This is a genomic window from Nocardia amikacinitolerans NBRC 108937 (assembly GCF_001612615.1).
Taxonomy (GTDB): domain Bacteria; phylum Actinomycetota; class Actinomycetes; order Mycobacteriales; family Mycobacteriaceae; genus Nocardia; species Nocardia amikacinitolerans.
This window is the reverse complement of sequence record NZ_BDAU01000007.1, coordinates 106,691-129,578: the sequence shown is the minus strand read 5'-3', so window position 1 is coordinate 129,578 and position 22,888 is coordinate 106,691. Positions and strand designations below refer to the sequence as shown.

Here is a 22,888-nt window from a genome sequence, read left to right as displayed (position 1 = left end):
ATCGCGGAACCCGCATGCGGCACCGGGATTCGGCACACAGCCACCGTGCGCGACCAGCTCGGCTCGGCTGAACTGGCTGACCAACCAAGCTTCGCCGTGCACGCTGCCGAGTCCGGCACCGCCGCCGTCCGCGACCAGTCCAGCTCGGCTGAACTGGCTGACCAGCTAAGCACGTCCGTGCTGTGGGACGAGCGGCTGCGGCTGTTCTCTTTCGCGACCGCGGAGAAGCGGGCCGAATATCTCTGGGTGCTGCGGGCGTTCGACAGTGCGCGCGCGGCGTACGTGGTGCTGCTGCACGCCGACGACGTGGCGGACTGGATTCGCCGCAACGGCGGGCGGGCGCGGGTCGCGGAGAGCGGACCTTCGCCGGACGCGGACGAAAGCGGTTCGGGCGAACCGCAGCCCGGCCTTTTCCGGCGCGCCGACGCCGCGCCGCTGAGCGCCGCGGAGATCGGACCGCTGCTCGACCAGTTGCACCAGTGGGGCGTGCTGGAGCGCAGTTACGACGGCACCAGGGCGGCGACGCTGGCCGAATACCGCAACCGGCATTACGTCTACCAGTTCTCCCAGGCCGGGTTCCAGGCCTATCGCGCGGTGGCGGGCGTGCTGGAGGCGCGACTGGACGAGGCGTCGCTGTCCCGGCTTGTGCTGCCCGAACTGCTCGCCGACCTGCACACCCTCGCCGAGGCGAACCGGGCGGGCGACGCCGAGCGCGTCTACCGCACGCTGCGCAGGCTGGACGCGGCGCTGTCCGACATGGCCGCGCGCGCCGCGCACTTCTACCTGTCGCTCGGCGATCTGGTGCGCACCACCGAGATCACCCCGGAATCGTTTCTCGCGCACAAGGACGCGCTGCTCGCGCACATGCGCGAGTTCAGCATGGATCTGGCGCGTTTCGTGCCGCGGCTGTCCGCCGCCATCGGCGAGATCGAGGAGACCGGCGTCGACGAGCTCATCGTCCGCGCCGCGAGCTGCGACGAACGGGTGCTGCTGAGCGCCGCCGAACGCGAGGCGGACTGGCGCGCACGCTGGCACGGTCTGCGTACCTGGTTCGTCACCTCGGGCGGCGAAGGCGAGTCCACCGAGGCGGACCGGCTGCGCGAGGCAACCATGAGCGCGATCGCGGCCGTGCTGTCGCTGCTGCGGCGGGTCACCGAGACGCGCCGCGGCGGGGTGAGCCGGGAATCGGCGCTGCGTCACCTGGCGGGCTGGTTCACCGCCGCGCCGACCGCGGACAGCGCGCACGCGCTCTTCGACGCGGTATTCGGGCTCGGCAGGCCGCGCCACCTGGCCATGGAACATCCCGACGCCGACATCGTGCCCGCGACGCGGTCCTGGTGGGAGGCGCCGCCGCTGGAGATCTCGCGCACACTGGCCGAAACCGGACGACCGCCCTCGGCGGGCGCGCCGGGCCGAATCCAGCGCAACGACGCGGGGATTCGCCGTTTGCGCGAGGCCCAGCTCGCCGCGCAGCGGGCCAGGGCGGAGGCGGCGCAGTCGTTGGCGGCCGCGGATGTCCACGAGCGGGTGCTCGACGAGCGCGAGACCGAGGTGCTGCTGCGACTGCTCGACGCCGCCTCGACAGCCTGGGTGCCGGTAAGCGGCCGGGTCGCGGGGACCACCGGGTCCGACAGCGGCGTGACGCTCACGGTCTCCGAACACCCGGAACCGACCGTGGTGCGGACCTCGCGCGGCCTGCTGCACCTGAACAACCGCAAGCTCGACGTCCGCGCGACCAAGTCCCGCGGCGGGCATCCGGGGCGCGGCAAGGACACTGCCGTATCGGACGCCGAAACCACAGGGGGCGCGGCATGATTCACGCGCGCCGCATCGACGCGTTGGCACTGGACAACTATCAGCGCGCCGCCAGGGTGATCCTCGCCAACCACCTGGTGACCCGCACCTATCCCGATCGGATCGCGCTGCCGCTGATCCGCCGGTGGGCCACCGAGCTGCGCGAGGACCTAGCCGAACTCTTCGGCTACCGGCTCGAGGTCACCGAGACCACCGCGCGCGTCTACCCGGTCATCGACCGGCTGGACGGCGGCAAACCCGCGCGCACGGTCAACGACCGCGTCTTCGACCGCCGCCGCTACGCCTACCTCGCGCTGGCGCTCGCGGCGCTCGGCCGCGCGGGCGATCAGATCACGCTCTCCGAACTGGCCGATCAGGTCGCGGCGTACACGGCGCGGATCGACGGGCTCGAGCTCGCCCCGGATCGCGCGGCGGACCGCGACGCGTTCGTCGACGCGGTCGGCTGGCTGGCCGCGCGCGGCGCGCTGGCCCTCGCCGACGGTGACGCGGGCGGCTGGGCGGCCGATCCCGAGGCGGGCGAGGCGCTCTACGACATCGACCGGCCGGTGGTCTTCGCGCTGTTTCGCCCGCCGCGGGCGCTCCAGCATCTGCACAGCGTGCGCGGGCTGCTCGCCGAGGATCCCGCCGTCACCGCGGGTCAGCCCGCCGCGCAGTCCGGCGAGCTCGCCCGGCGGGTGCGCCGTGCGCTGGTAGAGCGACCGGTGGTGTACGCCGAGGATCTGGCTCCCGAGGAGCGTCCGGTGCTTGCGCAGGAGCGCACGGTCGCCGATGTCGAGTTGTTCACCGGTCTGCGCGCCGAACGCAGGGCCGAGGGCGTCGCGCTCATCGACACCTCCGGTCGGCTGTCCGATGTGCGCTTTCCAGGCACCGGCACGCTCGCCCAGGTGGCGCTGCTGCTGGTCGGCGAGATCGCGGACGTCGTCCTCGACATCGACCATCCGCTCCCCCGCCGCCCACGCCGGGTCGAGCCGGGCGAGACGCTGGCCGACGAGCTGGACGACGCCATCCCCGAATCGACGCTGTTCGCCCCGATGGCCGATCTTCCGTTCGAAACCGAAGCGGGCGAAGCGGATTCGACGATGGACGAGGTCGAACCCGAGGCGACCTACCCGTACGTCTCGGCCGACTGGGTGCGCGACACCGTGCGTGCGCTCACCGACCGCTACGGCGTCACCTTCGCCGCGCAATGGCAGGCCGACGTGCCAGGGCTCACCGCGCAGGTCACCGCGCTGCTCGCGCGGCTTCGCCTGATCCAGGTGGTCGAGGACGGACTGCTCGTGCTGCCCGCGCTGGCCCGCTACCGCGGCGCGGTGGTCACCGTGCGCACCAAGCGGGCCGCGGAACTGTTCGTCACCGCCGCCGACACGGTCGGGGCCGCAAGCACCGGTACGGAAGGGATCTGAACATGTCGGTCATCCACGGCGGAGTGCGTTTCATCCCGACCCGCGCCGGAATCGTCAACCTGTGGGACTACCGGGACCAGGAATTCTGCTTCGCCGACGGCAGGCTGGTGCTGCGCGGACCCAACGGGTCGGGCAAGACCAAGGCGCTCGAGGTGCTGTTCCCCTTCGTGCTGGACGGCCGCATCGAGCCGCGCAGGCTCAACCCGTTCGCGGGCGAAGAGCGCACGATGAAATCGAATCTGCTGTATCGCAAGCAGGAATCGGCCTACTCCTATGTCTGGATGGAGTTCGCGCGCGGCAAATGGGACGACCCCGAGGTGGTCACCGTCGGCATCGGCATGCGCGCGACCCGCTCCTCGGACAAGGTCACGCGCTGGTATTTCGTCGCCGACGGCCGGGTGGGTGTGGACTTCTCGCTGATCGGGCCCGACGATCGCCCGTTCACCCGCAAGCAGCTGGCCGAACAGATCGGCACCGACTCCATCGTGGACCGGCCGGTCGAGTACCGGGCCGCCATCGACGCCCGCATGTTCGGGCTCGGCCAGCAGCGCTACGACCAGCTCATCAATCTCATTCTGACGCTGCGCCGTCCGCAGCTGGCCAAGAACCTGGACCCGCGCGGACTGTCCCAGGCGCTCACCGACGGCCTGCGCCCGCTGGACGAACAGCTGATCCTGGACGCGGCGCGCTCTTTCAGCGATATGGAGGAGGTCGGCCGCACGCTCGAGGGCCTGGTGCACGCCGACACCGCCACCCGCGCGTTCGTCGGCGTGTACCGGAAATACCTCGCGGTACAGGCGAAGACCGATGTCGACCAGGTGCGCGCCAGGCTGGACGCGGTCACCCACGCCAGCACCGCCCTGTTCGCCGCGACCGCGCTGCGCGAGCGCCGCGAGGCCGAGCGCACCGCGGCGGAGGCCCGCGCCGACGACGCCGACCGCGCCTACGAGCAGGCCCTCACCGATCGCGAGACCCTGCAACGCTCCAGCGCCTACGAGGGCAAACAGCAGCTCGACGACCTCGCCGACGCGGTGCGCAGGCTGGAGACCTCGGCGGCGGTGCACCGCGACAAGGCGCTCAAGGCGCGTCAGACCCTGGATCAGCGGGCCGAGGAGGCCGAGCGGGCGCGCGCCGCGGTCCAGCGGGCCGCCGCCGCGCTGTCCCGCGGCGAGGACGAGTTGCGCGCCGCCGCCGAGGAGGCGGGCATCGCGTGGACCGCGCTGTCGGACGACGCCCGCGGCGATCAGCTCACCGCGACCGTGCGGGCGCGGGCCGAGGAGCGCGACGCCGACGTGCGCGCGGTGCGTAAAGCGTTGGTGCTCATGGACTCCGCCGCCGCCGAGCGGACCAGGGCGGAACGACTTGCCGAGCGCGCGGTCCAAGCGCGCGAGGCTGCCGCCGCCGAGGTGGCACACGCCGAGGCCGCGGTGACCTTGGCTCGCACCGAGGCCGCGGCGGCACTGCGCGCCTGGTGGGACGCGCACCGCGACTGTTACCTCCCGCTCGGCGGCGGTCTGTTCGACGCCCTCGACGCGGCGCTGGCGAAGGTCGGATCGGATGACGCGGCTGGCGTGGCGGAGGTGCTTGCCGAACGCGCCGAACCGCTGCTCGACGAGTTGCGCGACCGTCGGGTGGCGGCCAAGGCGCGCGCCGCGGCGGCGACCGAACAGATCGCCGAGCTCACCGCCGAGCGCGACCGGGTCGGCGCGCAGCGCGACGACGCGCCGCGAAACCCCATGGCGCGCAGCGAGGACCGGTCGAGTCGTCCCGGCGCCCCGCTGTGGCGGTTGGTCCGCTTCGCCGACGGCGTGTCGCCAGAGACCGCCGCGGGCATCGAGGCCGCGCTGCACGCCGCCGGTCTGCTGGACGCGTGGGTCTGCGCGGAGGACGAACAGCCCGAGGACTATTGCGATCAGTTCCTCGTCCCCCTGCCAGCGCAGCAGCGGCCCGCCGGGCGCACCCTCGCGGACGTGCTCGTGGTGGAGGACGACACCGACGGCCTGACCGTCCCGCGGCAGGTCGTCGCCGACGTGCTTGCCTCGATCGCCCTGCTCGACGACCTCGACGGCGCCGCGGGCGTGGCGATCAGCGGCGCGGGCGGGTTCCGGCAGGGCGTGCAGGTGGGCAGGCATCACAAGACCGACGCCGAGTTCATCGGCGCGACGGCGCGAGCCCGCCGCCGGGAGCTTCGGCTCGCCGAGTTGGCGAACGCGCTGGACGCGGCCGCCGAGGCGCAGCGCGTCGCGCGGGAGGAAGCGGACGCGGCGCACACGGAACTGGCCCGAATCACGGCCGCCGCCAAGGCTCTTCCGCGCCCGGCCGCGGTCACGGCCGCGCTGCGCGCGGTGTCGGAGAACGCGGGCGTCATGCGTTCCCGCTCGGAGGCCGCCGCGCAGGCCGAGAAGGATTTGGACCATGCGGTCACCGAGGTCGCGGCCATCGAGAAGAAGCTGCGGGCAGCCGCCGTCGCGCACCGCGCGCCGCGCGACCCGCGCGAACTGGACGCGCTCGCCGCCGCCATCCGGCATTTCGAGAACACCGGCACCGGGCTGCTCCGGCTGCGCGCCGACCACGAGCGCGAGCGCGAACGCGAACGCGAGAGCGCCGACCGGCACGACGAGGCGCGCGACCTCGCCGAGGCGTTCGCCGAGGAGGCCGAGGCCGCCCAGGCCGGCTACCAGGAGCAGCTGCGCAAACTGGAGACGCTGCGCGAGGCGCTCGGCGCCGGCGCGGCCGACATCGACCGCGAACTAGAGCAGGCCAGGCAGCGCATCGAGGCGACGAGGGCCGAACAGAAGGCCGCGCGCAAGGCCGCCAACGCGGCCATCGAGGCGGTCGGCGACGCGGAAGCCGCCTACCGCACCGCGCACGAATCGCTGGGCACCGCGCTCACCGAGGTGCTCGCCGATGTGAAAAGCCTTGCCCCGTACGCCCAGCCGGATCTGCTGTCGCTGCTCGGCGCCGCGCCCGAGTGCCGGTGGCCGAGCAGCGACGCGGCGTGGTCGACGCCAGAACAGCTGCTCTATCGCATCACCCAGGCGGGTCCGGAATCCGAACCGCGGGTGCTGCCCGACGAAGTGGCCGAGCTCTTCGAAAGCCTCGCCTCGGCAACCGCGTCGGTGCGCGCGGGCGAGGCGGCGCGCAAGTCCACCCGCAGCGCGGTGACCTCGGCGCTTCAGGAGTTCGACGCCGCGCTGGCCGCCTCGGGCCGCGACTACCGCTTGCAGTGGGACGCGGCCGACGGGTTGACCGTGGTGCAAGTGCAGGACGAGCACGGCGTCGCCGCGCTAGCCGACTTCGCCGGACGCATCGACCAGGCCCGGCACGACCAGGAACTGCTGCTCACCGACGCCGAGCGCCGCATCCTGGAGGACGCGCTGCTCACCGGGCTCGCCCAGCAGATCCACGAACGCACCAGCGACGCACGCGAACTCATCGCCAAGATGGGCGCGGAGATGAAGCAGCGGCGGATGTCCTCGGGCAACACCATCGGCGTGCACTGGGTGCTCGCCGACAATCTCTCCGACGCCGCGCGGGCGATGTGCAAGCTCCTCGACCGCGACGCCACCACCCTGAGTTCCGACGATCTCGCCGCGATCCGCGCCCACTTCGCCGCCGAGATTCGCGCCGCGCGCGCCGCGCACCCGGAACGCTCCTACCCCGAGATCCTCGCCGCCACCCTCGATTACCGCACGTGGCGGGTGTTCTCGTTCACGCTGATCTCCGGCGACGGCAGCGAGGACAAGCTCACCGTCGCCAGGCACAGCGCGCTGTCCGGCGGCGAGCAGTCGGTGTCGCTGCACCTGCCGTTGTTCGCGGCGGCGCACGTCATGCTCGACTCCGCCGATCCGCAGGCGCCGCGCCTGCTGGCGTTGGACGAGGCGTTCGCGGGCGTCGACGACAACGGCCGCAGCGAATTGCTCGGCCTGAGCGTGCAATTCGACCTCGACCTGTTCATGACCGGCTACGACCTGTGGATCACCTACCCGCACGTGCCGGGCTGCGCGCACTACGACCTGGCGCATTCCACCGCCGAGAACACGGTGAGCGCGACGCTGCTGGTGTGGGACAGCGGCGACCTGCTCGCCGAACACGACGGCAGCGACCTGACCACCGCGCTCGGCTCACCCAACCGCCGCCGGGTGCCCACCACCATCGAGGGCGGGCTGACCCTCGACGACATGCCGGGCGCACCCGCGCCCGTCGGCTGAAACGGATCGCAGTGATTTCTGTTCCACCCCGCTCCACCGCCGCGTCCGCGCCGCGCCGGGTCGCCGCGGCGACCCTGGTCGGCACCACGCTCGAGTGGTACGACTTCATGCTGTACGGCACGGCGTCGGCGTTGATCTTCGGCAAGCAGTTCTTTCCGTCGCTGAGCCCGGCCGCGGGCACCCTCGCGGCATTCAGCACGTTCGCCGTCGGTTTCGGCGCGCGACCCATCGGCGGATTGCTGTTCGGGCACTTCGGCGACCGGTTCGGGCGGCGCACCACGCTGGTGGTTTCGCTGATCCTGATGGGCGTGAGTTCGACGCTGATCGGGCTGCTGCCCACCTACGCGAGCATCGGCTTCTGGGCGCCGGTGCTGCTGGTCGTCTTGCGGCTGGCGCAGGGTGTCGGTCTCGGCGGTGAGGGCGCGGGCGCGACCGTGCTGTCCATCGAGCACGCGCCGCCGGGGCGGCTCAACCGGTATGCGAGTTTCCCGCAGATGGGAACGCCCGCGGGGTTGATTTTGGCCAACGCGATGTTCCTCGGTACGAGTGCGCTGCTTCCGGATTCGGCCTTCCTGTCCTGGGGATGGCGGATTCCGTTCCTGCTCAGCGTGATTCTCGTGGTGGTCGGGCTGGTGGTGCGGCTGCGGATCACCGAATCCGAGGAGTACGCGGGGCTGGTGCGGCGCGGCGAGGTGTCGGCGTTTCCGCTGCGCGACGCGCTGCGGGTCGGGTTGCCGCGGCTGACGCTGATCCTGCTGGCGGCGGTGGCGACCTCGGCCGTGGTGTACATCTTCATGGTCTTCACGCTCACCTACGGCACCAAGACGCTCGGGTTCAGCAGGGACTTTCTGCTGACGGGCGTCATCGTGGCCGCGGTCGTCTGGTGCGCCACCATGCCGCTGTGGGGCGCGCTCGGCGATCGGGTCGGCACCGCGCGGGTCTTCCTCGCGGGCACCGCGGCGCTGCTGGCGTGGTGCGCGGTCTACTTCCCGCTGCTGAACACCGGCGATCGGGTCGTGGTGTTTCTCGCGCTGCTCGGGATGGGCGTTGTCCTGCCGATCAGCCACAGCGTGGGCGGCATCATCATCGCCGACCTGTTCCCCGCCGCGGTGCGGTACTCGGGAACATCGCTGATCGTTCAGATCTCCGTGATTCTCGGCGGCGGGCTCGCGCCGCTGATCGCTACGGCGCTGTGGACCGCGGGTGCCGGTTCCGGTGCGGTCGCCTGGTATGTCGTCGCGGTCTGCGCGATCAGCCTGACCTGCACGTTTGTCCTGTTCTGGGTGTTGCCGCGGCGCGCGAGCCACGCAGGAGCTCGACCGGCGTCGGCCGAACCCGAGGCCGAGCCCGCGCCGGTGCGCTGACCACCGGTATACGGCTCGCGTGTCGGCGGCCCAGCCGGATCGGAGTTACCGTGAAGTGCTCAGGACCGCACGGCGATGCGACGGAGGACCCGGACATGCACATGACCTACGACCCGGCCGCCGACGCCGCCTACTTCACCATCGCCGACGAAGTGGCCCCCGGCGAGGCGACCCGCCAGATCGTCACCCCGGTCGAGGGCGGAACCGTGGTGCTGGACTTCAGCGCGTCCGGCACCCTCCTCGGCTTCGAGGTCCTCGGCGCCCAACGCATCGTGCCGACCGAAGTCCTCGGCCGGGCACCCACACCACCGACCCACTCTTGAGGTGACCCGCTGGGACCTTCCGAGCGCGCGCGCAGCGGTGCGCACCGAAGGAGCGGGGCTCGCACGCATCTCGCCGTGCACCAGCAGCGCAGTCCGGGTGACCGGCTCGAAACCCTCTCGGAGCGCGCCAAGAGCGCACTCCTGAGGCCACCGAACCCGGGCCCGCATCGTCCCGTTCCGGCGCTCGCCCGCGTTCCGACCTCTGCCCGACGTCCGGGGCGCGCCTCTCCTAGCGCTCGCTGGCGTCCGTGGCGCAACGCCTAGGCCCGCCGACATCCGTGGCGCGGCGCCGCTTAGCGCTCGCTGGCGTCCGCGCGGGGCGGCGGGCAGGCGCCGCCGGGGACGGTGGCGACTTCGAAGTGCCACCATTCGTTCGCGTAGGTCTGGCAGATGCCCCAGCGGTTCCCGTTCTGTGCGAGCCACTGCGCACCCTCCTGCGGGCCGACGTCGACGGCGCGGCCCGCGACGTGGGTCGACTCCTCGGGTGGCAGCACCCAGCGGCGCGCCTCCTCGGGGCTGCCGTAGGTGGCGATGCCGTCCTCCCACATGGCCTGTTGCTCGGCGTAGCTGCGGTGGCCCGAGTTGATCCACAGCGGAACGTCTTCGGCGTGCGCCGCGTTCTCGGCGAGGGTGTACGCCACCGCGAGCACCGGATCGAGTCCCTCGGTGCCCGCGGCCGAACCGACGACCTCCCATTGTCCGGTCGGCGCGGCCAGCGCCTGCGGTGCGGCGGCGCCCCCGATCGCGGCCGCCGCCAGGACGCCGACCGCCATCCGCTTCCCGATACCCTCGCTCGTCAGCATGGGCGCCATAGTAACGGCGGCCCACTCCCCGGTCTCCCGGCCCGAACCGCTCGGGGGATCGACACCACACCCGGCGCCGATTGTGGCGCAGCACTTTCGACACCGGTCCCGTCCGGCGCACGACACCACATCGTTCCAGCCGGTCTCCCTCTTGGCACACCGTGGGGTTCGGCAACCCCCAGTCGGCCACTGACACCCGCGCAGCGGCCGGTTCCCGCGAACCGACGGAGAGAAGTGGTTGCCCGACAAGGATATTCGGCCACGCGTTTCTCTTCCGTCGAAACCACTTCTCTCCGCTCGGCAGTGCGGCGGCGGGTTGCACGGGGCGGCCGGGCCGATACTGGACGGTCCTTTCGAGCGCACCCGCGGAGCAGCGCCGATGCCACGTCGGCATACCCACAGGAAATCAGCACTCGATGCCAACTTTCGGCTCACACCAGCGATTTCGTGTGTATTACCTGTGGAGAGAAGACCGGCTAGCAAACACTCAGCCCTACGAATCCACAGGCGTGTGGATAACCAGCCGTGATAGCTAACGGCTACATCCCGGCCCCAGATCGACCCATCCGATCCCCAAACCGCTTGCCTGCCAACCCCACTATCCACAGGAAAGACCGCTGTCCACATAGTTATCCAGTGCTGTGGATCACACTCGGGCGGGCACTGCTACCAATCCCCTACTGCGCCCGGACGACACGCACCAACTCGCCGTCGACGTACTCCAGCCGGACACGGTCGCCCACACCGACCGGAACGTCGGCCTCCACCAGGACATCTCGCACCGCGACACGTTCACAGGTCTCGGTGATCACTTCGCCGAAGCCGCCGTCGGAATCCGGAATCCAGGTCTGCACGATCGCCCACATCGGACCGACCTTACGCGCCGGATGGGCAAGAGCGATTTGTCCGAATCATCCGCGCCTCGAGCCCTTTTCGCACCCCCGAGACGAAGAAGCGCCGAGGCCGGCGAACGGCCTCGGCGCAGCGACCAACCGGTCGGCTTTCGGGCTAGATCGGCTCGCCCCGCTGAATCGCTTCGGCGGCTTGACGATTGCGACCGATCCTCGCACCGATCTCCACCCCGTACTCCCGCGCGTAGGCGAGCGCGGCGCGGATCTTCCGTGACTGCAGATCGGATTGCCCGCTCAGCACGGTGATCCGTTGCTCGACCGGCCCCTCCAGCTCGAGCAGCCGGGCGACAACCTCCCAGATCTCCGGTCCGGCGGCCAGTGCGGCGCGCCGGTCGTGGATCGGCCCACGGAACACGATCCCCGGGTGCTCCAACTGGTCGACCCCCTCCCGGATCAACCTGTTCAGCAGTGCGGTCGAACTGGTTCCCTCCTGCGCGGCGCGCGCGACAAGCCGTCGCCCGGCCGATTCCGAGACGCGAAACGACGTACTCATTGCCCTCCTCGACTCGAAATTTCTTCGACCTACCCCGCTAAGGGTGCCTCGGGAGGGCGGCGATGCCACACCGGTGATCATGGTGACATCGCCATGTCCGCACGGCGCGCGACGCGGTCCGCCGACCGCCGCGCACCGCCGGTGAGCAGGCGAAACCGCGCGTGTCAGACCCGTTCTTTGGACCGGGTGCGCACCCGCAGCGCGATGGGCTTCTGGGTCTCGGCGAAGAAGTCGTTGCCCTTGTCGTCGACGACGATGAACGCGGGGAAGTCCTCGACCTCGATCTTCCAGACGGCCTCCATACCCAACTCGGGGTATTCCAGCACCTCGACCGACTTGATGCAGTCCAGCGCGAGCCGGGCCGCGGGACCGCCGATCGAACCGAGGTAGAAGCCGCCGTGCTCCTTGCACGCCTTGGTCACCTGCGCCGAACGGTTGCCCTTGGCCAGCATGACGAACGAACCGCCCGCGGCCTGGAACTGGTCGACATACGAGTCCATCCGGCCCGCGGTGGTCGGGCCGAAGGAGCCGGAGGCGTAGCCATCCGGGGTCTTGGCGGGTCCCGCGTAGTACACGGCCATGTCGCGCAGGTACTCGGGCATCGGCTCGCCCGCGTCCAACCGCTCCTTGATCTTCGCGTGCGCGATGTCGCGGGCGACGACCAGCGGGCCGGTCAGCGAAAGCCGGGTCTTCACAGGGTATTTCGACAGTTCCGCGCGAATCTCCGACATCGGCCGGTTCAGGTCGATCTTCACCACGTCGCCGCCGAGGATCTCGTCGGTCTGCTCGGGCAGGTACTGCGCGGGCTCGCGCTCGAGCTGCTCCAGGAACACGCCCTCCGGGGTGATCTTGGCCAGCGCCTGGCGGTCGGCCGAGCAGGACACCGCGATCGCGACCGGGCAGCTTGCGCCGTGCCTCGGCAGGCGCACCACGCGCACGTCGTGGCAGAAGTACTTGCCGCCGAACTGGGCGCCGATCCCGAATTCCTGGGTGAGCTTGAAGACCTCTTCCTCGAGCTCCAGGTCGCGGAAGGCGTGCGCGGCCAGCGAGCCCTCGGTGGGCAGGTTGTCCAGGTAGTGCGCCGAGGCGTATTTGGCGGTCTTGAGCGCGAATTCGGCGCTGGTGCCGCCGATCACGACCGCGAGGTGGTAGGGCGGGCAGGCCGCGGTGCCCAGCGAGCGGATCTTCTCGTCGAGGAACTCCAGCATCCGCGTGGGGTTCAGGATGGCCTTGGTCTCCTGGTAGAGGAAAGACTTGTTGGCCGAACCGCCGCCCTTGGCCATGAACAGGAACTTGTAGGACGGGTGCGCGGGATCGCCCTGGGTGGAGTACAACTCGATCTGCGCGGGCAGGTTCGAGCCGGTGTTCTTCTCGTCCCACATGGTGATGGGGGCCAGCTGCGAGTAGCGCAGGTTCAGCTTGGTGTAGGCGTCGTACACGCCGCGGCTGATCCATTCGGCGTCGTCCACGCCGGTCAGCACGCCCTCGGACTTCTTGCCCATCACGATCGCGGTGCCGGTGTCCTGACACATCGGCAGGATGCCGCCCGCGGAGATGTTGACGTTCTTGAGCAGGTCCAGCGCGACGAAGCGGTCGTTGCCCGAGGACTCCGGGTCGTCGATGATCTTGCGCAGCTGGCCGAGGTGCGCGGGGCGCAGGTAGTGGCTGATGTCGTGCATCGCCTCGGTGGTCAGCAGGCGCAGCACCTCGGGGTCGACCTGCAGGAACGTGCGTCCGTTGTGCTCGAAGGTGCTGACGCCCTCGGTGGTCAGCAGCCGGTACGGCGTGTCGTCGGCGCCGGTCGGCAGCAGATCTGAATAGCGGAACTCCGGGGCGGTCACGGATCGCACTCCTTCGGGTGAGGCTGGGGCTCGAGCGGACCAGCGGCCACAGGCGGCCTGAGCCGGGCTGGTCACAAGCACAGGGAGCCTATCCAGCGGCCAACGAGCGGCCGAGGGTTAGGCAAACCTAATTGTGCTGGCGGACACAGCGACCCACGCTCGTCTCCTCGGCGCCGGTACGCGAGCCCACCGGCCGCAAATTGGTAAGCAGCACAAAAGGTTGCACGTTCAACCCCGGGGGTGCTACCTGTCAGATCCGACGATTTGTCGCGCTCGACACGACCACAGCGAGGCAATGTAGATGACACGTCAGAGTTTGGAGGCTGTCGTGACCGATCCGCAGTGGCTCGACGATGTGGAAATGCGAGCCTGGCTGGGATTCGTGCGCACGCGCGACCTCATCGCGGCCGCCGTGGGGCGCGACTCGTCGCGGGAGTCGAACCTCACCTACGTCGAGTACTCGGTGCTCGCCAACCTCGCGGGCTCCGACGACCACCGGCTCACCTTCGCCGATCTGGCCGAGGCGCTGGAGTGGTCGCAGAGCAGGCTCTCCCACCAGATCACCCGGATGGAGAAGCGCGGGCTCGTGGTGCGCGAGCCGATTCCCGACGACGCCCGCCGCACCGCCGCGCGACTCACCCCGCGCGGCGCCGACGTGCTCGGCACCGCCGCGCCCGCGCACGTGCGCAGCGTGCGCAGGCACATGATCAACGCGCTGGACCGCGAGCAGCTCAGCGCGCTGGCCGACATCTACGACACGCTGCTCGCGCACCACCGGCGGCAACCGCCGAGCTGAGCGGCCGAGGACCAGCACCTCGCCCGCGCTCGTCCCCGGCGCGCGGCTCGCTCACGCCGTGGCGGGCACCACCTTCGCCGTCGAACGCGCGGAAACACCGAGCGCCCGTTGGAAACCGTCGGGCACCACAAGATCGCCACGGTCCAAGTCGGTGACCGCCGTCTTGCGCAGGCCAAGCAGCGCGGAGTCGATGCCGCCGCGCAGGATGTCGAGCACGTTCTCCACGCCCGCCTGCCCGTTGGCGGCGAGGCCCCACAGGTAGGCGCGGCCGATCATCACCGCGCGTGCGCCGAGCGCCACCGCCTTGACCACGTCGCTGCCGCGCCGGATGCCGCCGTCGAGCACGACTTCGATCTGGCCGCCGACGGCGTCCGCGATGACCGGCAGCGCGCGAATGGCGGCCGGGGTGCCGTCCAGGTTGTTGCCGCCGTGGTTGGAGACCGAGATGGCGGCGACGCCCACGTCGACCGCGCGCCGCGCGTCGTCGACCCGCATCACGCCCTTGAGCATCACCGGGCCGTCCCACTGCTCGACGATCCAGCGCACGTCGTCCCAGTCCGGCGCGGGCGTGCCCATCCACTCGCCATAGGCGCCGAAGAAGCCGGGCGCCGGGGCGTCGCCCACCGCCATGTTGGGCGCGGTCAGATCGGGAATGTGCCCGGAACGGACGTAGGTAGCCAGCCAGCGCGGCCGGGCAAGGGTCTGCGGCGCGAACTTCAGCATCGTGCGCAGATCCAGCTTCTCCGGAATCACCGGGCTGCCCCAGTCGCGGCCGTGCGAGAACGACCAGTCCAGCGTCAGGATGAGCCCGACCGCGCCCGCGGCCTTGGCCCGCGCCATGCGCTGCAGGATCTCGTCCTTGCCGCCGCACCAGTAGAGCTGGAAGAAGGTGGCCGGGTTCGCCGCGATCACTTCCTCGATCGGCTTGCTGGCGAACGAGCTGAGTCCCATGGCGATACCGCGCGCGGCGGCGGCACGCGCCACGGCCACCTCACCGTCGGGGTGCACGGCCTGCACGCCGGTCGGCGAGATCAGCACCGGCATCGACAGCTGCTGGCCGAGCACCGACGTCGACTGGTCGCGCTCGCCGATCGGACCGGCGCAGTGCGGCGCGAAACCGAGTTCGGTGAAGACCTTCTGGTTCTCGTCGATGGTCTGGCCGCGCTCGGAACCGGCGATCAGCGCGCCGTACACCGATTTCGGCAGCCGCTTCTTCGCGCGACGCTGCGCCTCGGCGACGGTTTCGAACCAGGGATTCATGAGCAAAGTCCTTTCGGGGCGGCCACCGGCCACCAGTGCCGGGTTCTCTCGATCAGGTCGTCGGTCAGCTGGGCGAGCAGTGCGCGCCCCTCCTCGGCATGCGCGCCCGCGGGATCGCCGAGCACGCCGTTCGGACTCACCGCGCGCACTCCCCCGGCGCGCAGCAGCGGAAGCAACTCGGCGAGCGAGCGGGTGTCGCCCTTCTCCGCGCGGTCCGCCCGCACCGCGTCGGGGCGCAGCGCAAGCTGCAGCGCGGTCTCGGCGCGGCCCGCGTGCAGACCGCCCCGATAACTGGGCAGATGAACCCGGACGTCACGCGATTCGCGGCGCAGCAGGTCCTCGGCGCGGCGCAGCGGTTCCAGGTTGCCGCCGTGTCCGCTCACCACGAGGACGCGGTCGAAGGTGTCGGTGGCCGAGCGGCACAGCTCCACGATCAGCAGCTCCAGCGCGGCCTGCCCGATGGACAGGGTGCCCGCGAAACCCGCGTGCTCGCCGCTGGATCCGTACGGAATCGCGGGCGCCACAAGCACATCCGCGCGCACCGCGGCCAACCGCGCGCAGAGCGCGGCGGCGATGTCGGTGTCGGTGGACAGCGGCAGGTGCGGCCCGTGCTGCTCGGTCGCGCCCACCGGCACGGCGAGGATCGCGCCGGCGGCGGCGCGTTCGCCCACCTCCGGCCATGTGAGATCCGCCATGGTGCCCATGTCGGCGAGATTAACGTCACACGCTGACAAAATCAATACTTTCAGTGACTGACAAAATTCGACCCGCAGCGGACATAATGACTGCGTGACGACGCGGACCACCCGGGGCCGACCCCGCGGCACCACCAAGCGCGAGCTCGAGGTCATCGCCATGCGCCTGTTCACCGAGCAGGGCTTCGATGACACCACCGTCGATCAGATCGCCGCCGCCGCTGGCATCAGCGGACGCACCTTCTTCCGCTACTTCCCCACCAAGGCCGAGGTGCTCTGGCACCAGTTCGACGACGAGGTCGCCGCGCTGCGCGCGGACTTCGCGACGGTGCCCGACGACGTGCCGATGATGACCGCCGTGCGCCGAGTCGTGGTGAACGCCAACCGATATCGCGCCGAGGACGTGCCCGAGTTGCGCAATCGGATGCACCTGGTGGCCACCGTGCCCGCGCTCGCCGCCACCGCGGGCGCGCACTACGACGCCTGGGAGCGGGCGGTGAGCGCCTTCGCCGGGCGACGACTCGGCGAACCCGAGGACGCGCTGATCCCGATGGCCGTCGGCCGCACCACCCTCGCGGCGGCGCGCGCGGCGTTCGACGCCTGGTTGCGCCGGGCGGACGCCGATCTCACCGTGTACCTGGACGAGGCCCTGCTCGCACTGGAACGCGGATTCGTGACGCGCACGTGAATTGCGCACGAGCAACCCGTAGGTTTCGGCGGCGATCGGGATGGGGTATGACTAGGCTCGGACTCGGCCACGGCCGAGCGCACGACGATTACCGACCTACCCGTCGAAAGGGGCTGGAATTTCCATGTCCGAGGTGTCCATGAGCCTTTCGGCGGATTCGCTGGCCGCGGGACCGGTCGACAACCTGCTTCCGCAGCTGGTCGAGCACCTGCGCCAGAACCGCACCGCGCTGCGCGAGGAATGGGCGCGCCGCATCACCGACGCCCAGCTGCTGACCGCGATGACCCCGGAGGAGATCTTCTCCGAGGCCACCTCCATCTACGACAACTACGTCGAGGTGCTCGAGACCGGTAGCGTCGAAGCGCTGCAGGCCTACGCGCGCGACCTGTCCGAGCGCATCATCCCGAGAGGAGTCGAGACCGACGAGGTCCTCGGCATCGTCCTCTTGCTGCGAGATGTGCTGGCGCGCTCGCTGTTCGAGAAATACCAGTCCAACTTCGACCTGCTCAACCACGCGCTCGACGCCTACGAACCGGCCGCCAACCGCATCGCGAGCACCGTGGCCATCTCGTTCGTGCAGGAGCGCGAGCGCGTCATCCGCCAGCAGCAGGAAGCCATCCGGGAACTCTCCACCCCGGTGCTCCAGGTGCGCGAGCAGCTGCTGATCCTGCCGATCATCGGCGTGCTGGACAGCCAACGCGCCCGCCAGCTCACCGAACAGCTGCTACGCGCCATCCGGCACAACCGCGCCAAGGTCGTCGTCATCGACATCACCGGTGTGCCGACGATCGACTCCACCGTCGCCAACCACCTGGTCCAGACCGTCGACGCCTCCGGCCTGATGGGCGCCAGCGTGATCATCACCGGCCTGTCCTCGGAGATCGCGCTCACCCTGGTCACCATCGGCCTCGACCTGTCGAAGATGAACGCGGTCGGCGACCTCCAGGGCGGTATCGAGGAGGCCGAACGCCTGCTCGGCTACGAGGTGACCCGGGTGACCGATCGGGTCTCCGAACGCGACGGACGCTGATCGAGCTCCTCCGATGCCGGTACCGATTCTCAAGCAGGGCACCTATCTCATCGCGTCGGTTCAGTCCGCACTGACCGACGCCGACACCGAGCGCCTGCAGGACGACCTGATGAAACAGGTCAGCAGATACCGAGCGCACGGCATCATCGTCGACGTGACGGCGATCGACGTGATGGACTCCTTCGCCGCGAGATCGCTGCGCACCATCGCGCACATGACGCAGTTGCGCGGGGCGGAGACCGTCATCGTCGGACTGCAACCCGAGGTCGCGTTCGCCATGGTGCAGCTCGGACTCACCTTCGAGGACATGCACACCGCCCTCGACCTCGAAGAAGGGCTGGCATGGCTGGACCGAAAGTCTTCCGTACGCCGCCAGCGAGACGGTCGTGACAGTGGCCGCTGAGAACGTGGTGATCGCGGTCAAGCTGTCCAGCGACATCGTGACAGCACGACAAGCAGGACGGGAATTGGCAGCGAAGCTCGGCTTCTCCCTGACCGACTGCACCATGATCTCTACGGCCATCTCCGAAATCGCCCGCAACATCACCAGTTACGCGGGCACCGGTGAAATCCACCTCTCCGTCGACGATCGCGAGGGCCGCCAGGCTCTCGTGGTCCAGGCGCGCGACCAAGGGCCGGGCATCCGCGACATTCCTCGCGCGCTGGAGGACGGCTATTCGACCGGCCGCGGTCTCGGCCTCGGATTACCCGGCGCGCGACGGCTGATGGATCGGCTCACGATCGACTCCGCGCCCGGTCGCGGCACGTTGGTGGAAATGTGGAAGTGGGTACCCAACGGTGCATGAAGACGGGTTCATCGGCCGAATCGAGTGGGCGGTGGCCGGTCGCGCCTTACCCGGCCAGCACATCTCGGGTGATCGCTGTGTCGTCCTGGACGCGGGCGGCGGCACGGTGCTGTTCGCGGTGCTCGACGGGCTCGGCCACGGCGCCGCCGCCGCGGACGCGGCCGACCGCGCCGCCCAGGTGCTCGCCGAGAATCGTTCCGAGCCACTGGACGTGCTGATGGTGCTGTGTCATCGGGCCATGGCCGACACCCGCGGCGCTGCGGTGTCGCTGGCGCTGTTCGACGACACCGACATCATCCGCTGGCTCGGCGTCGGCAATGTCGATTGCCGGGTGCTCTCCGCGAGCCCGGCCGGGCTTGCCGTGCGCGCCGCGGTCCTGCTGACCGGAGGGATCGTGGGCTATCGGTTACCGCAGAACCTGCAACCGCAGACCGTGCAGGTGCGCGCGGGCGACCTGCTGCTGATGACCACCGACGGCATCGTCACCGAATCCGCCGAGGGCATCGACCTTTCCAGGTCCACGGCGGAGATCACCTCCGAGATCCTGTCCCGGCACGCCAAGGACACCGACGACGCTTTGGTGCTGGCCGCCCGGCACCGCGGCGGGACGACGAACGGGGCGTCATGACCGATGCAGCGGGGTGCGCACGAGGCGGAGCCGTGATCGGCGGTCGCCGATGAGCACCGTGCTCGCCGAATTCCTGGACGCCTACGCCGACGCGCTGCGCCGCCACTTGGCCGCCCCGAGTCAGGACAGCCTGTCCGAGGGCTACGACCTCGGCAGGCGCGCGCTGGTCGAGAGCATCAGCCTGCTCGACCTCACCGAGAACCACTTCCGGCTGGCCACCGAGGCCGAACTGACCGAACGCGAGACCGGCACCGCGGCCGAGTCGCGAATCGACACCGCGGCGGAGTCGCCGATCGGCACCGCGGCGGAGCCGCGGATCGACACCGCGGCCGAACCGCGAATCGACACCGCGGCGGATTCGCCGATCGGCACCACGGCCGAGCCGCGAATCGCCGAGACCGCACTCGAATTCCTGCTGCAAACCCTCGCCGCGCTGGACATCGCCACCCGCGGCTACCTCGACGGCACTCGCCGCTACGAGCAACAGCGTTCGCGCGCCGACGATCTCGCGGGCCGCGATGCCTTCCGCACCGCGCTCGTCGAATCGCTGCAGGACGGATTCTTCGTCGCCGACGCGCGCGGCACCATCGTCGAGGTCAACTCCGCCTTCGGCGCGCTCACCGGCTACGGTCCCGCCGACGTGCCCTACCCGGTGCCACACCCGTGGTCGCTGCCCGCCGGACCGCGCTATCCCGATCTGGGCACCGAGGCACTGCGTTTCGTGCTGCCGATCCGGCACCGCGACGGGCGGCAGCTGTGGCTGGCGGTGAGCACCAGCGCGCTGGTCAAGCCGGAGAACAACGAGCTGATCTACGTCGGCACCATCCGCGACGTCACCGCAGAGCACGACGCGCAGGCCCGCGACCAGGCCGCCTCCCGGCTGGCCACCGCGGTGGGCGCGGCGACCAGCGTTGTCGAGGTGCTCGCGGTCGGCCTCGACGAACTGCGGCGCACGGTCGGCGCCGAGTCGGCGGTCGTCACCGTGTGGCCGAGCCGCAATGCCGATCCCGAGGTCTACGTCTCGGGGTCCGTCGAGCAGCCGAGCGATACGGGAGTCGAGACCGACCCCGCCGCGCTCGACCACTCCGCGCGCGCCCTGCTCGAACGCGCCAGGCGCAGGCCGCCGCGCAGCCTGTTCGCGATTCCGGAAGGTGCGGAGAGCTCCGAGGGGATCGTCGCCCCGCTCGGCGAAACCGGCGACGCCGCACTGTGGTTGCGCTTCGCCGCGCCGCGCGCGATCAGCGCCGCGGACTGGACGCTGTTCTCGCTGCTGATCGGGCACCTGAGCCTCGCGGTACAGCGGGCACGCAACTTCGATCAGGCCCGCGCCACCTCGCTCACCTTGCAGCGCGCCATGCTCGGTCCCATCGAACTGCCGCCGCGATTCTCGGTGCACTACGAACCGGCATTGCCGCCGCTGGAGATCGGCGGCGACTGGTACGACGTGGTGCCGCTGCGCGACGGAACCATCGGCGTCGTGGTCGGCGACTGCGTCGGCCGAGGCCTGTCGGCGGCCGTGGTGATGGGCCAATTGCGTTCGGCGGGAAGGGCTTTGCTGCTACGCGGGGCAGGACCGGCGCAGCTGCTCGCCGAACTCGACACGGTGGCGAGCCGGATTCCCGGCGCGATGTGCACCACGGTGTGCGCGGCCGTGCTCGATCCGGTGCGCGGATTGGTCCGCTACAGCAGCGCGGGCCACATGCCGCCGATCCTCGCCGACGTCGACAAGCCGGGCAGGATGCTGGAGGGCGGTCGCTCGGTGCCCCTGGCCACCTTCGACATGCCGCGCCGCCCCGAGGCCACCACCGCGCTGACGCCCGGCTCGACGCTGGTGCTGTTCACCGATGGGCTGGTCGAGCAGCGCGGCGTCGACATCGACGACGGTTTCGCCAAGATCGCGGCCGTGCTGGCCGACACCGCGGGCAAGCTGCCGCGCGAGGTGGCCGACGCGGTGCTCTCCCGGTTGCGTCCGGCCGCCGGCTACGACGACGACGTCGCGATGGTGGTGTACCGCCAGCCGCCCGCGCCGCTGCGTTTGGACGTGCCCGCCGACGCCGACGAACTCTCCGGCATGCGCCGCAGGCTCAAGGCCTGGTTCGCCGCCGCGGCCGTGCCGCACGATCTGGCCTCCGACCTGGTCGCCGCGGCGAACGAGGCGTGCAGCAACAGCATCGAGCACGCCTACCGCAACGGCGCGGCCGAGACCGAACGGGTCCTGTTGAGCGCGGAATGCGACACCGAGCGGGTGGTCATCGAGGTCACCGACACCGGAAGCTGGAAGCCGCGCTCCGCCGATCCCGGCCACCGCGGCCGCGGCATCGACATGATGCGCGCGCTCACCGAGGAATTGGAGATCGACCACGACGGACCCGGCACCCGCGTCCGCATGTCCATCACCCTGCCCGCGATCAAATCGCCCGTGGCGAACCCGCTGCGCGGCGCCAACCGCCGCATCGCGGGGTGACGCGCCCGGCGCTGCGCCGCGACGGTCATCGCGGCGTGCCCGAGTGCCCGGAAGCCGGTGTGGTGAGACCGAATTGCGCGCACACCATGAGCGCGACCTCGACGTCGAGCCGGTTGGTGCCCAGCGAATGACCTAGCAGCTCTTCGGCTTTGCGGATCCGGTAGTGCACGGTGTTCTTGTGGACGTGCATGCGGGCGGCCGCGTCGGTGAGGCTTCCGCGCGCGTCCAGGTACACCTGGGCGGTCTCGCGCAGCCGGGCCGTCGATTCGTCGTCGCGCATCAGATCGCCGAGCACCCGCCGCGCCCACACCCGCACGTCCGAAAGACTGTCCTTCAGCAGACCTGCCAAGGCGACCTGCGGATACAAGGTGAGCTGGCGCGTCTTTGCGGCGGCGACCGCCACGCCGCGCGCGCATTGCGCGTCGTGGAACGTCTGCCGGAACCCGGCCAGCCCGGCTCCGCGATCGCCGACCGCCATCCGCAGCGACGGTTGCTTGCGCAGCTCGGTGTCGAGCACGGCCGGGTCGAGCGACGGCTTGCCCGTCGAGGAGATCCAAGCCCAGCAATTGTGTTCGTCGACGAGGATGGTCAGCGGCTGCTTGCCGGTCGCGGCGGCGAGCATGCCAACGCCGGTGCGCAGCAGGTCGTAGGAGGCCGAGGAGCCGGGCGGTGTCCAGATGACCGCCGCCAGGTGCCAGCCGCGCAGCGAGGTCCCCAGCATCTGCTCCGCCGAAGCCAGATCCAGGTCCTCCCCCTCGAGGACCGCTCTGACCTGCGCGGCGCGCGTCGCGTCCGTGCGGGCGTCCCAGCGGCGCCGCTCGTTCTCGTAGATGTCGATGACGCCCTCGATCACCCCGTCGATGTAGCGGTTGATCCGTTCCGCGATCCGGCTGGTGGTCGCCAGCGCCAGCTCGGCCGAGGGGTCGAGGCTGCGCAGCACGGTGATCGCCGTCTGGGCGAACATGTGCTCACCGAGGCGGTACGCGCGCAGCAGCGCCTCCAACGACATCCCGTGCTGGGCGAAACGGCGGGCGTATTCGGCGGCGGCGGGCGGCACGGTGAGGTCGTCGAACGAGATGCCGAGCGTCAGCAGGTCGAGGATCGCGGCGAGGTTCGCGGCCGTGCTGGCTTCCATCAGCCTGCGCACCTCGTCGTCGTGCCGGAACTCCTCGATCATGTCGGCGAACATCGCGGTCATGTCCGCGAGCAGCCGAGGAAGGTCGGCTTTGATGCGGTCGGCCACCGCCCGGACCGCCACCTCGACGTCGTCGTTCCCGCCCGCGTGCGCGCCGCCACTCGGTTCGCGGTGCGCCTCGCCCCCGCCTCTCGGTCGGCCATCAGGTTCGCTCATTTGGTC

General features: G+C 70.5%; 19 protein-coding genes. 12 read left to right on the top strand and 7 right to left on the bottom strand.

The window, feature by feature from the left end; translation table 11 throughout:
• Positions 1-195 precede the first annotated feature (195 nt).
• Genes NAM01S_RS07005 through NAM01S_RS06985 form a run of 5 tightly spaced genes read left to right on the top strand, consistent with a single transcriptional unit; the run spans position 196 to position 9,116 of the window.
• Positions 196-1,815, top strand: a complete 1,620-nt coding sequence (locus NAM01S_RS07005) for a TIGR02677 family protein (protein ID WP_084482591.1) — start codon at positions 196-198, stop codon at positions 1,813-1,815.
• Positions 1,815-3,218, top strand: a complete 1,404-nt coding sequence (locus NAM01S_RS07000) for a TIGR02678 family protein (RefSeq protein ID WP_067781304.1) — start codon at positions 1,815-1,817, stop codon at positions 3,216-3,218. Before NAM01S_RS07005 ends, NAM01S_RS07000 begins: the two co-directional genes overlap by 1 nt.
• 2 nt (positions 3,219-3,220) lie before the next feature.
• Positions 3,221-7,429 (top strand): TIGR02680 family protein, encoded by a 4,209-nt coding sequence (locus tag NAM01S_RS06995; protein ID WP_067781121.1) that lies wholly within the window; start codon positions 3,221-3,223, stop codon positions 7,427-7,429.
• A gap of 11 nt (positions 7,430-7,440) precedes the next feature.
• Positions 7,441-8,793 (top strand): MFS transporter, encoded by a 1,353-nt coding sequence (locus tag NAM01S_RS06990; protein WP_067781118.1) that lies wholly within the window; start codon positions 7,441-7,443, stop codon positions 8,791-8,793.
• A 50-nt stretch (positions 8,794-8,843) separates the two neighbouring features.
• Entirely contained in the window at positions 8,844-9,116 is a 273-nt protein-coding gene (locus tag NAM01S_RS06985) for a DUF2283 domain-containing protein (RefSeq protein WP_218018348.1), read from the top strand.
• Between the two features lie 293 nt (positions 9,117-9,409).
• Here the strand turns inward: NAM01S_RS06985 and NAM01S_RS06980 are convergent, their stop codons facing one another.
• The 4 genes from NAM01S_RS06980 to NAM01S_RS06965 all read right to left on the bottom strand — a co-directional run bounded on the left by NAM01S_RS06980 (position 9,410) and on the right by NAM01S_RS06965 (position 13,164).
• Positions 9,410-9,919 (bottom strand): M15 family metallopeptidase, encoded by a 510-nt coding sequence (locus NAM01S_RS06980; protein WP_084482589.1) that lies wholly within the window; start codon positions 9,917-9,919, stop codon positions 9,410-9,412.
• 677 nt (positions 9,920-10,596) lie between these two features.
• Positions 10,597-10,785 carry a hypothetical protein gene (locus tag NAM01S_RS06975; protein ID WP_067781115.1) on the bottom strand — a complete coding sequence of 63 codons (189 nt, stop codon included), beginning with the start codon at positions 10,783-10,785 and terminating at the stop codon, positions 10,597-10,599.
• A gap of 142 nt (positions 10,786-10,927) precedes the next feature.
• Entirely contained in the window at positions 10,928-11,323 is a 396-nt protein-coding gene (locus NAM01S_RS06970) for a hypothetical protein (RefSeq protein ID WP_067781112.1), read from the bottom strand.
• Between the two features lie 164 nt (positions 11,324-11,487).
• Positions 11,488-13,164, bottom strand: a complete 1,677-nt coding sequence (locus tag NAM01S_RS06965; protein WP_067781295.1) for a fumarate hydratase — start codon at positions 13,162-13,164, stop codon at positions 11,488-11,490.
• Between the two features lie 328 nt (positions 13,165-13,492).
• Between NAM01S_RS06965 and NAM01S_RS06960 the strand changes: the two genes are divergently transcribed.
• Positions 13,493-13,960 (top strand): MarR family winged helix-turn-helix transcriptional regulator, encoded by a 468-nt coding sequence (locus NAM01S_RS06960; protein ID WP_084482587.1) that lies wholly within the window; start codon positions 13,493-13,495, stop codon positions 13,958-13,960.
• A gap of 51 nt (positions 13,961-14,011) precedes the next feature.
• Here NAM01S_RS06960 and mftD read toward each other — a convergent pair whose 3' ends face one another.
• Positions 14,012-15,220: a pre-mycofactocin synthase MftD gene (gene mftD, locus NAM01S_RS06955; RefSeq protein WP_067781106.1), complete on the bottom strand. Its 1,209-nt coding sequence runs from the start codon at positions 15,218-15,220 to the stop codon at positions 14,012-14,014.
• Positions 15,217-15,924 (bottom strand): mycofactocin biosynthesis peptidyl-dipeptidase MftE, encoded by a 708-nt coding sequence (gene mftE, locus NAM01S_RS06950; RefSeq protein WP_067781103.1) that lies wholly within the window; start codon positions 15,922-15,924, stop codon positions 15,217-15,219. The genes mftD and mftE overlap by 4 nt, the downstream gene beginning before the upstream one ends.
• Before the next feature lie 85 nt (positions 15,925-16,009).
• On the opposite strand from mftE, the gene mftR reads away from it, so the two are divergent.
• The 6 genes from mftR to NAM01S_RS06920 all read left to right on the top strand — a co-directional run bounded on the left by mftR (position 16,010) and on the right by NAM01S_RS06920 (position 21,531).
• Positions 16,010-16,603, top strand: a complete 594-nt coding sequence (gene mftR / locus NAM01S_RS06945; protein ID WP_067781100.1) for a mycofactocin system transcriptional regulator MftR — start codon at positions 16,010-16,012, stop codon at positions 16,601-16,603.
• Between the two features lie 124 nt (positions 16,604-16,727).
• On the top strand, positions 16,728-17,633 hold the full coding sequence (locus NAM01S_RS06940) for an STAS domain-containing protein (protein WP_067781098.1): 906 nt from the start codon (positions 16,728-16,730) through the stop codon (positions 17,631-17,633).
• Positions 17,634-17,646: 13 nt separating this feature from the next.
• Positions 17,647-18,036 carry an STAS domain-containing protein gene (locus tag NAM01S_RS06935; protein WP_067781095.1) on the top strand — a complete coding sequence of 130 codons (390 nt, stop codon included), beginning with the start codon at positions 17,647-17,649 and terminating at the stop codon, positions 18,034-18,036.
• Complete coding sequence (locus NAM01S_RS06930) at positions 18,026-18,439, top strand: anti-sigma regulatory factor (protein WP_067781092.1); 414 nt, start codon at positions 18,026-18,028, stop codon at positions 18,437-18,439. The genes NAM01S_RS06935 and NAM01S_RS06930 overlap by 11 nt, the downstream gene beginning before the upstream one ends.
• The gene (locus NAM01S_RS06925; protein WP_067781089.1) at positions 18,432-19,067 is read left to right on the top strand and encodes a SpoIIE family protein phosphatase; all 636 of its coding nucleotides are present in this window, start codon (positions 18,432-18,434) and stop codon (positions 19,065-19,067) included. The genes NAM01S_RS06930 and NAM01S_RS06925 overlap by 8 nt, the downstream gene beginning before the upstream one ends.
• 49 nt (positions 19,068-19,116) lie before the next feature.
• Positions 19,117-21,531, top strand: a complete 2,415-nt coding sequence (locus NAM01S_RS06920; RefSeq protein WP_253798212.1) for a SpoIIE family protein phosphatase — start codon at positions 19,117-19,119, stop codon at positions 21,529-21,531.
• 25 nt (positions 21,532-21,556) lie between these two features.
• On the opposite strand, the gene NAM01S_RS06915 is transcribed toward NAM01S_RS06920, so the two are convergent.
• A complete protein-coding gene (locus NAM01S_RS06915; protein WP_084482567.1) occupies positions 21,557-22,882 on the bottom strand; it encodes a PucR family transcriptional regulator in 1,326 nt (441 codons plus the stop codon).
• Positions 22,883-22,888: the final 6 nt, after the last annotated feature.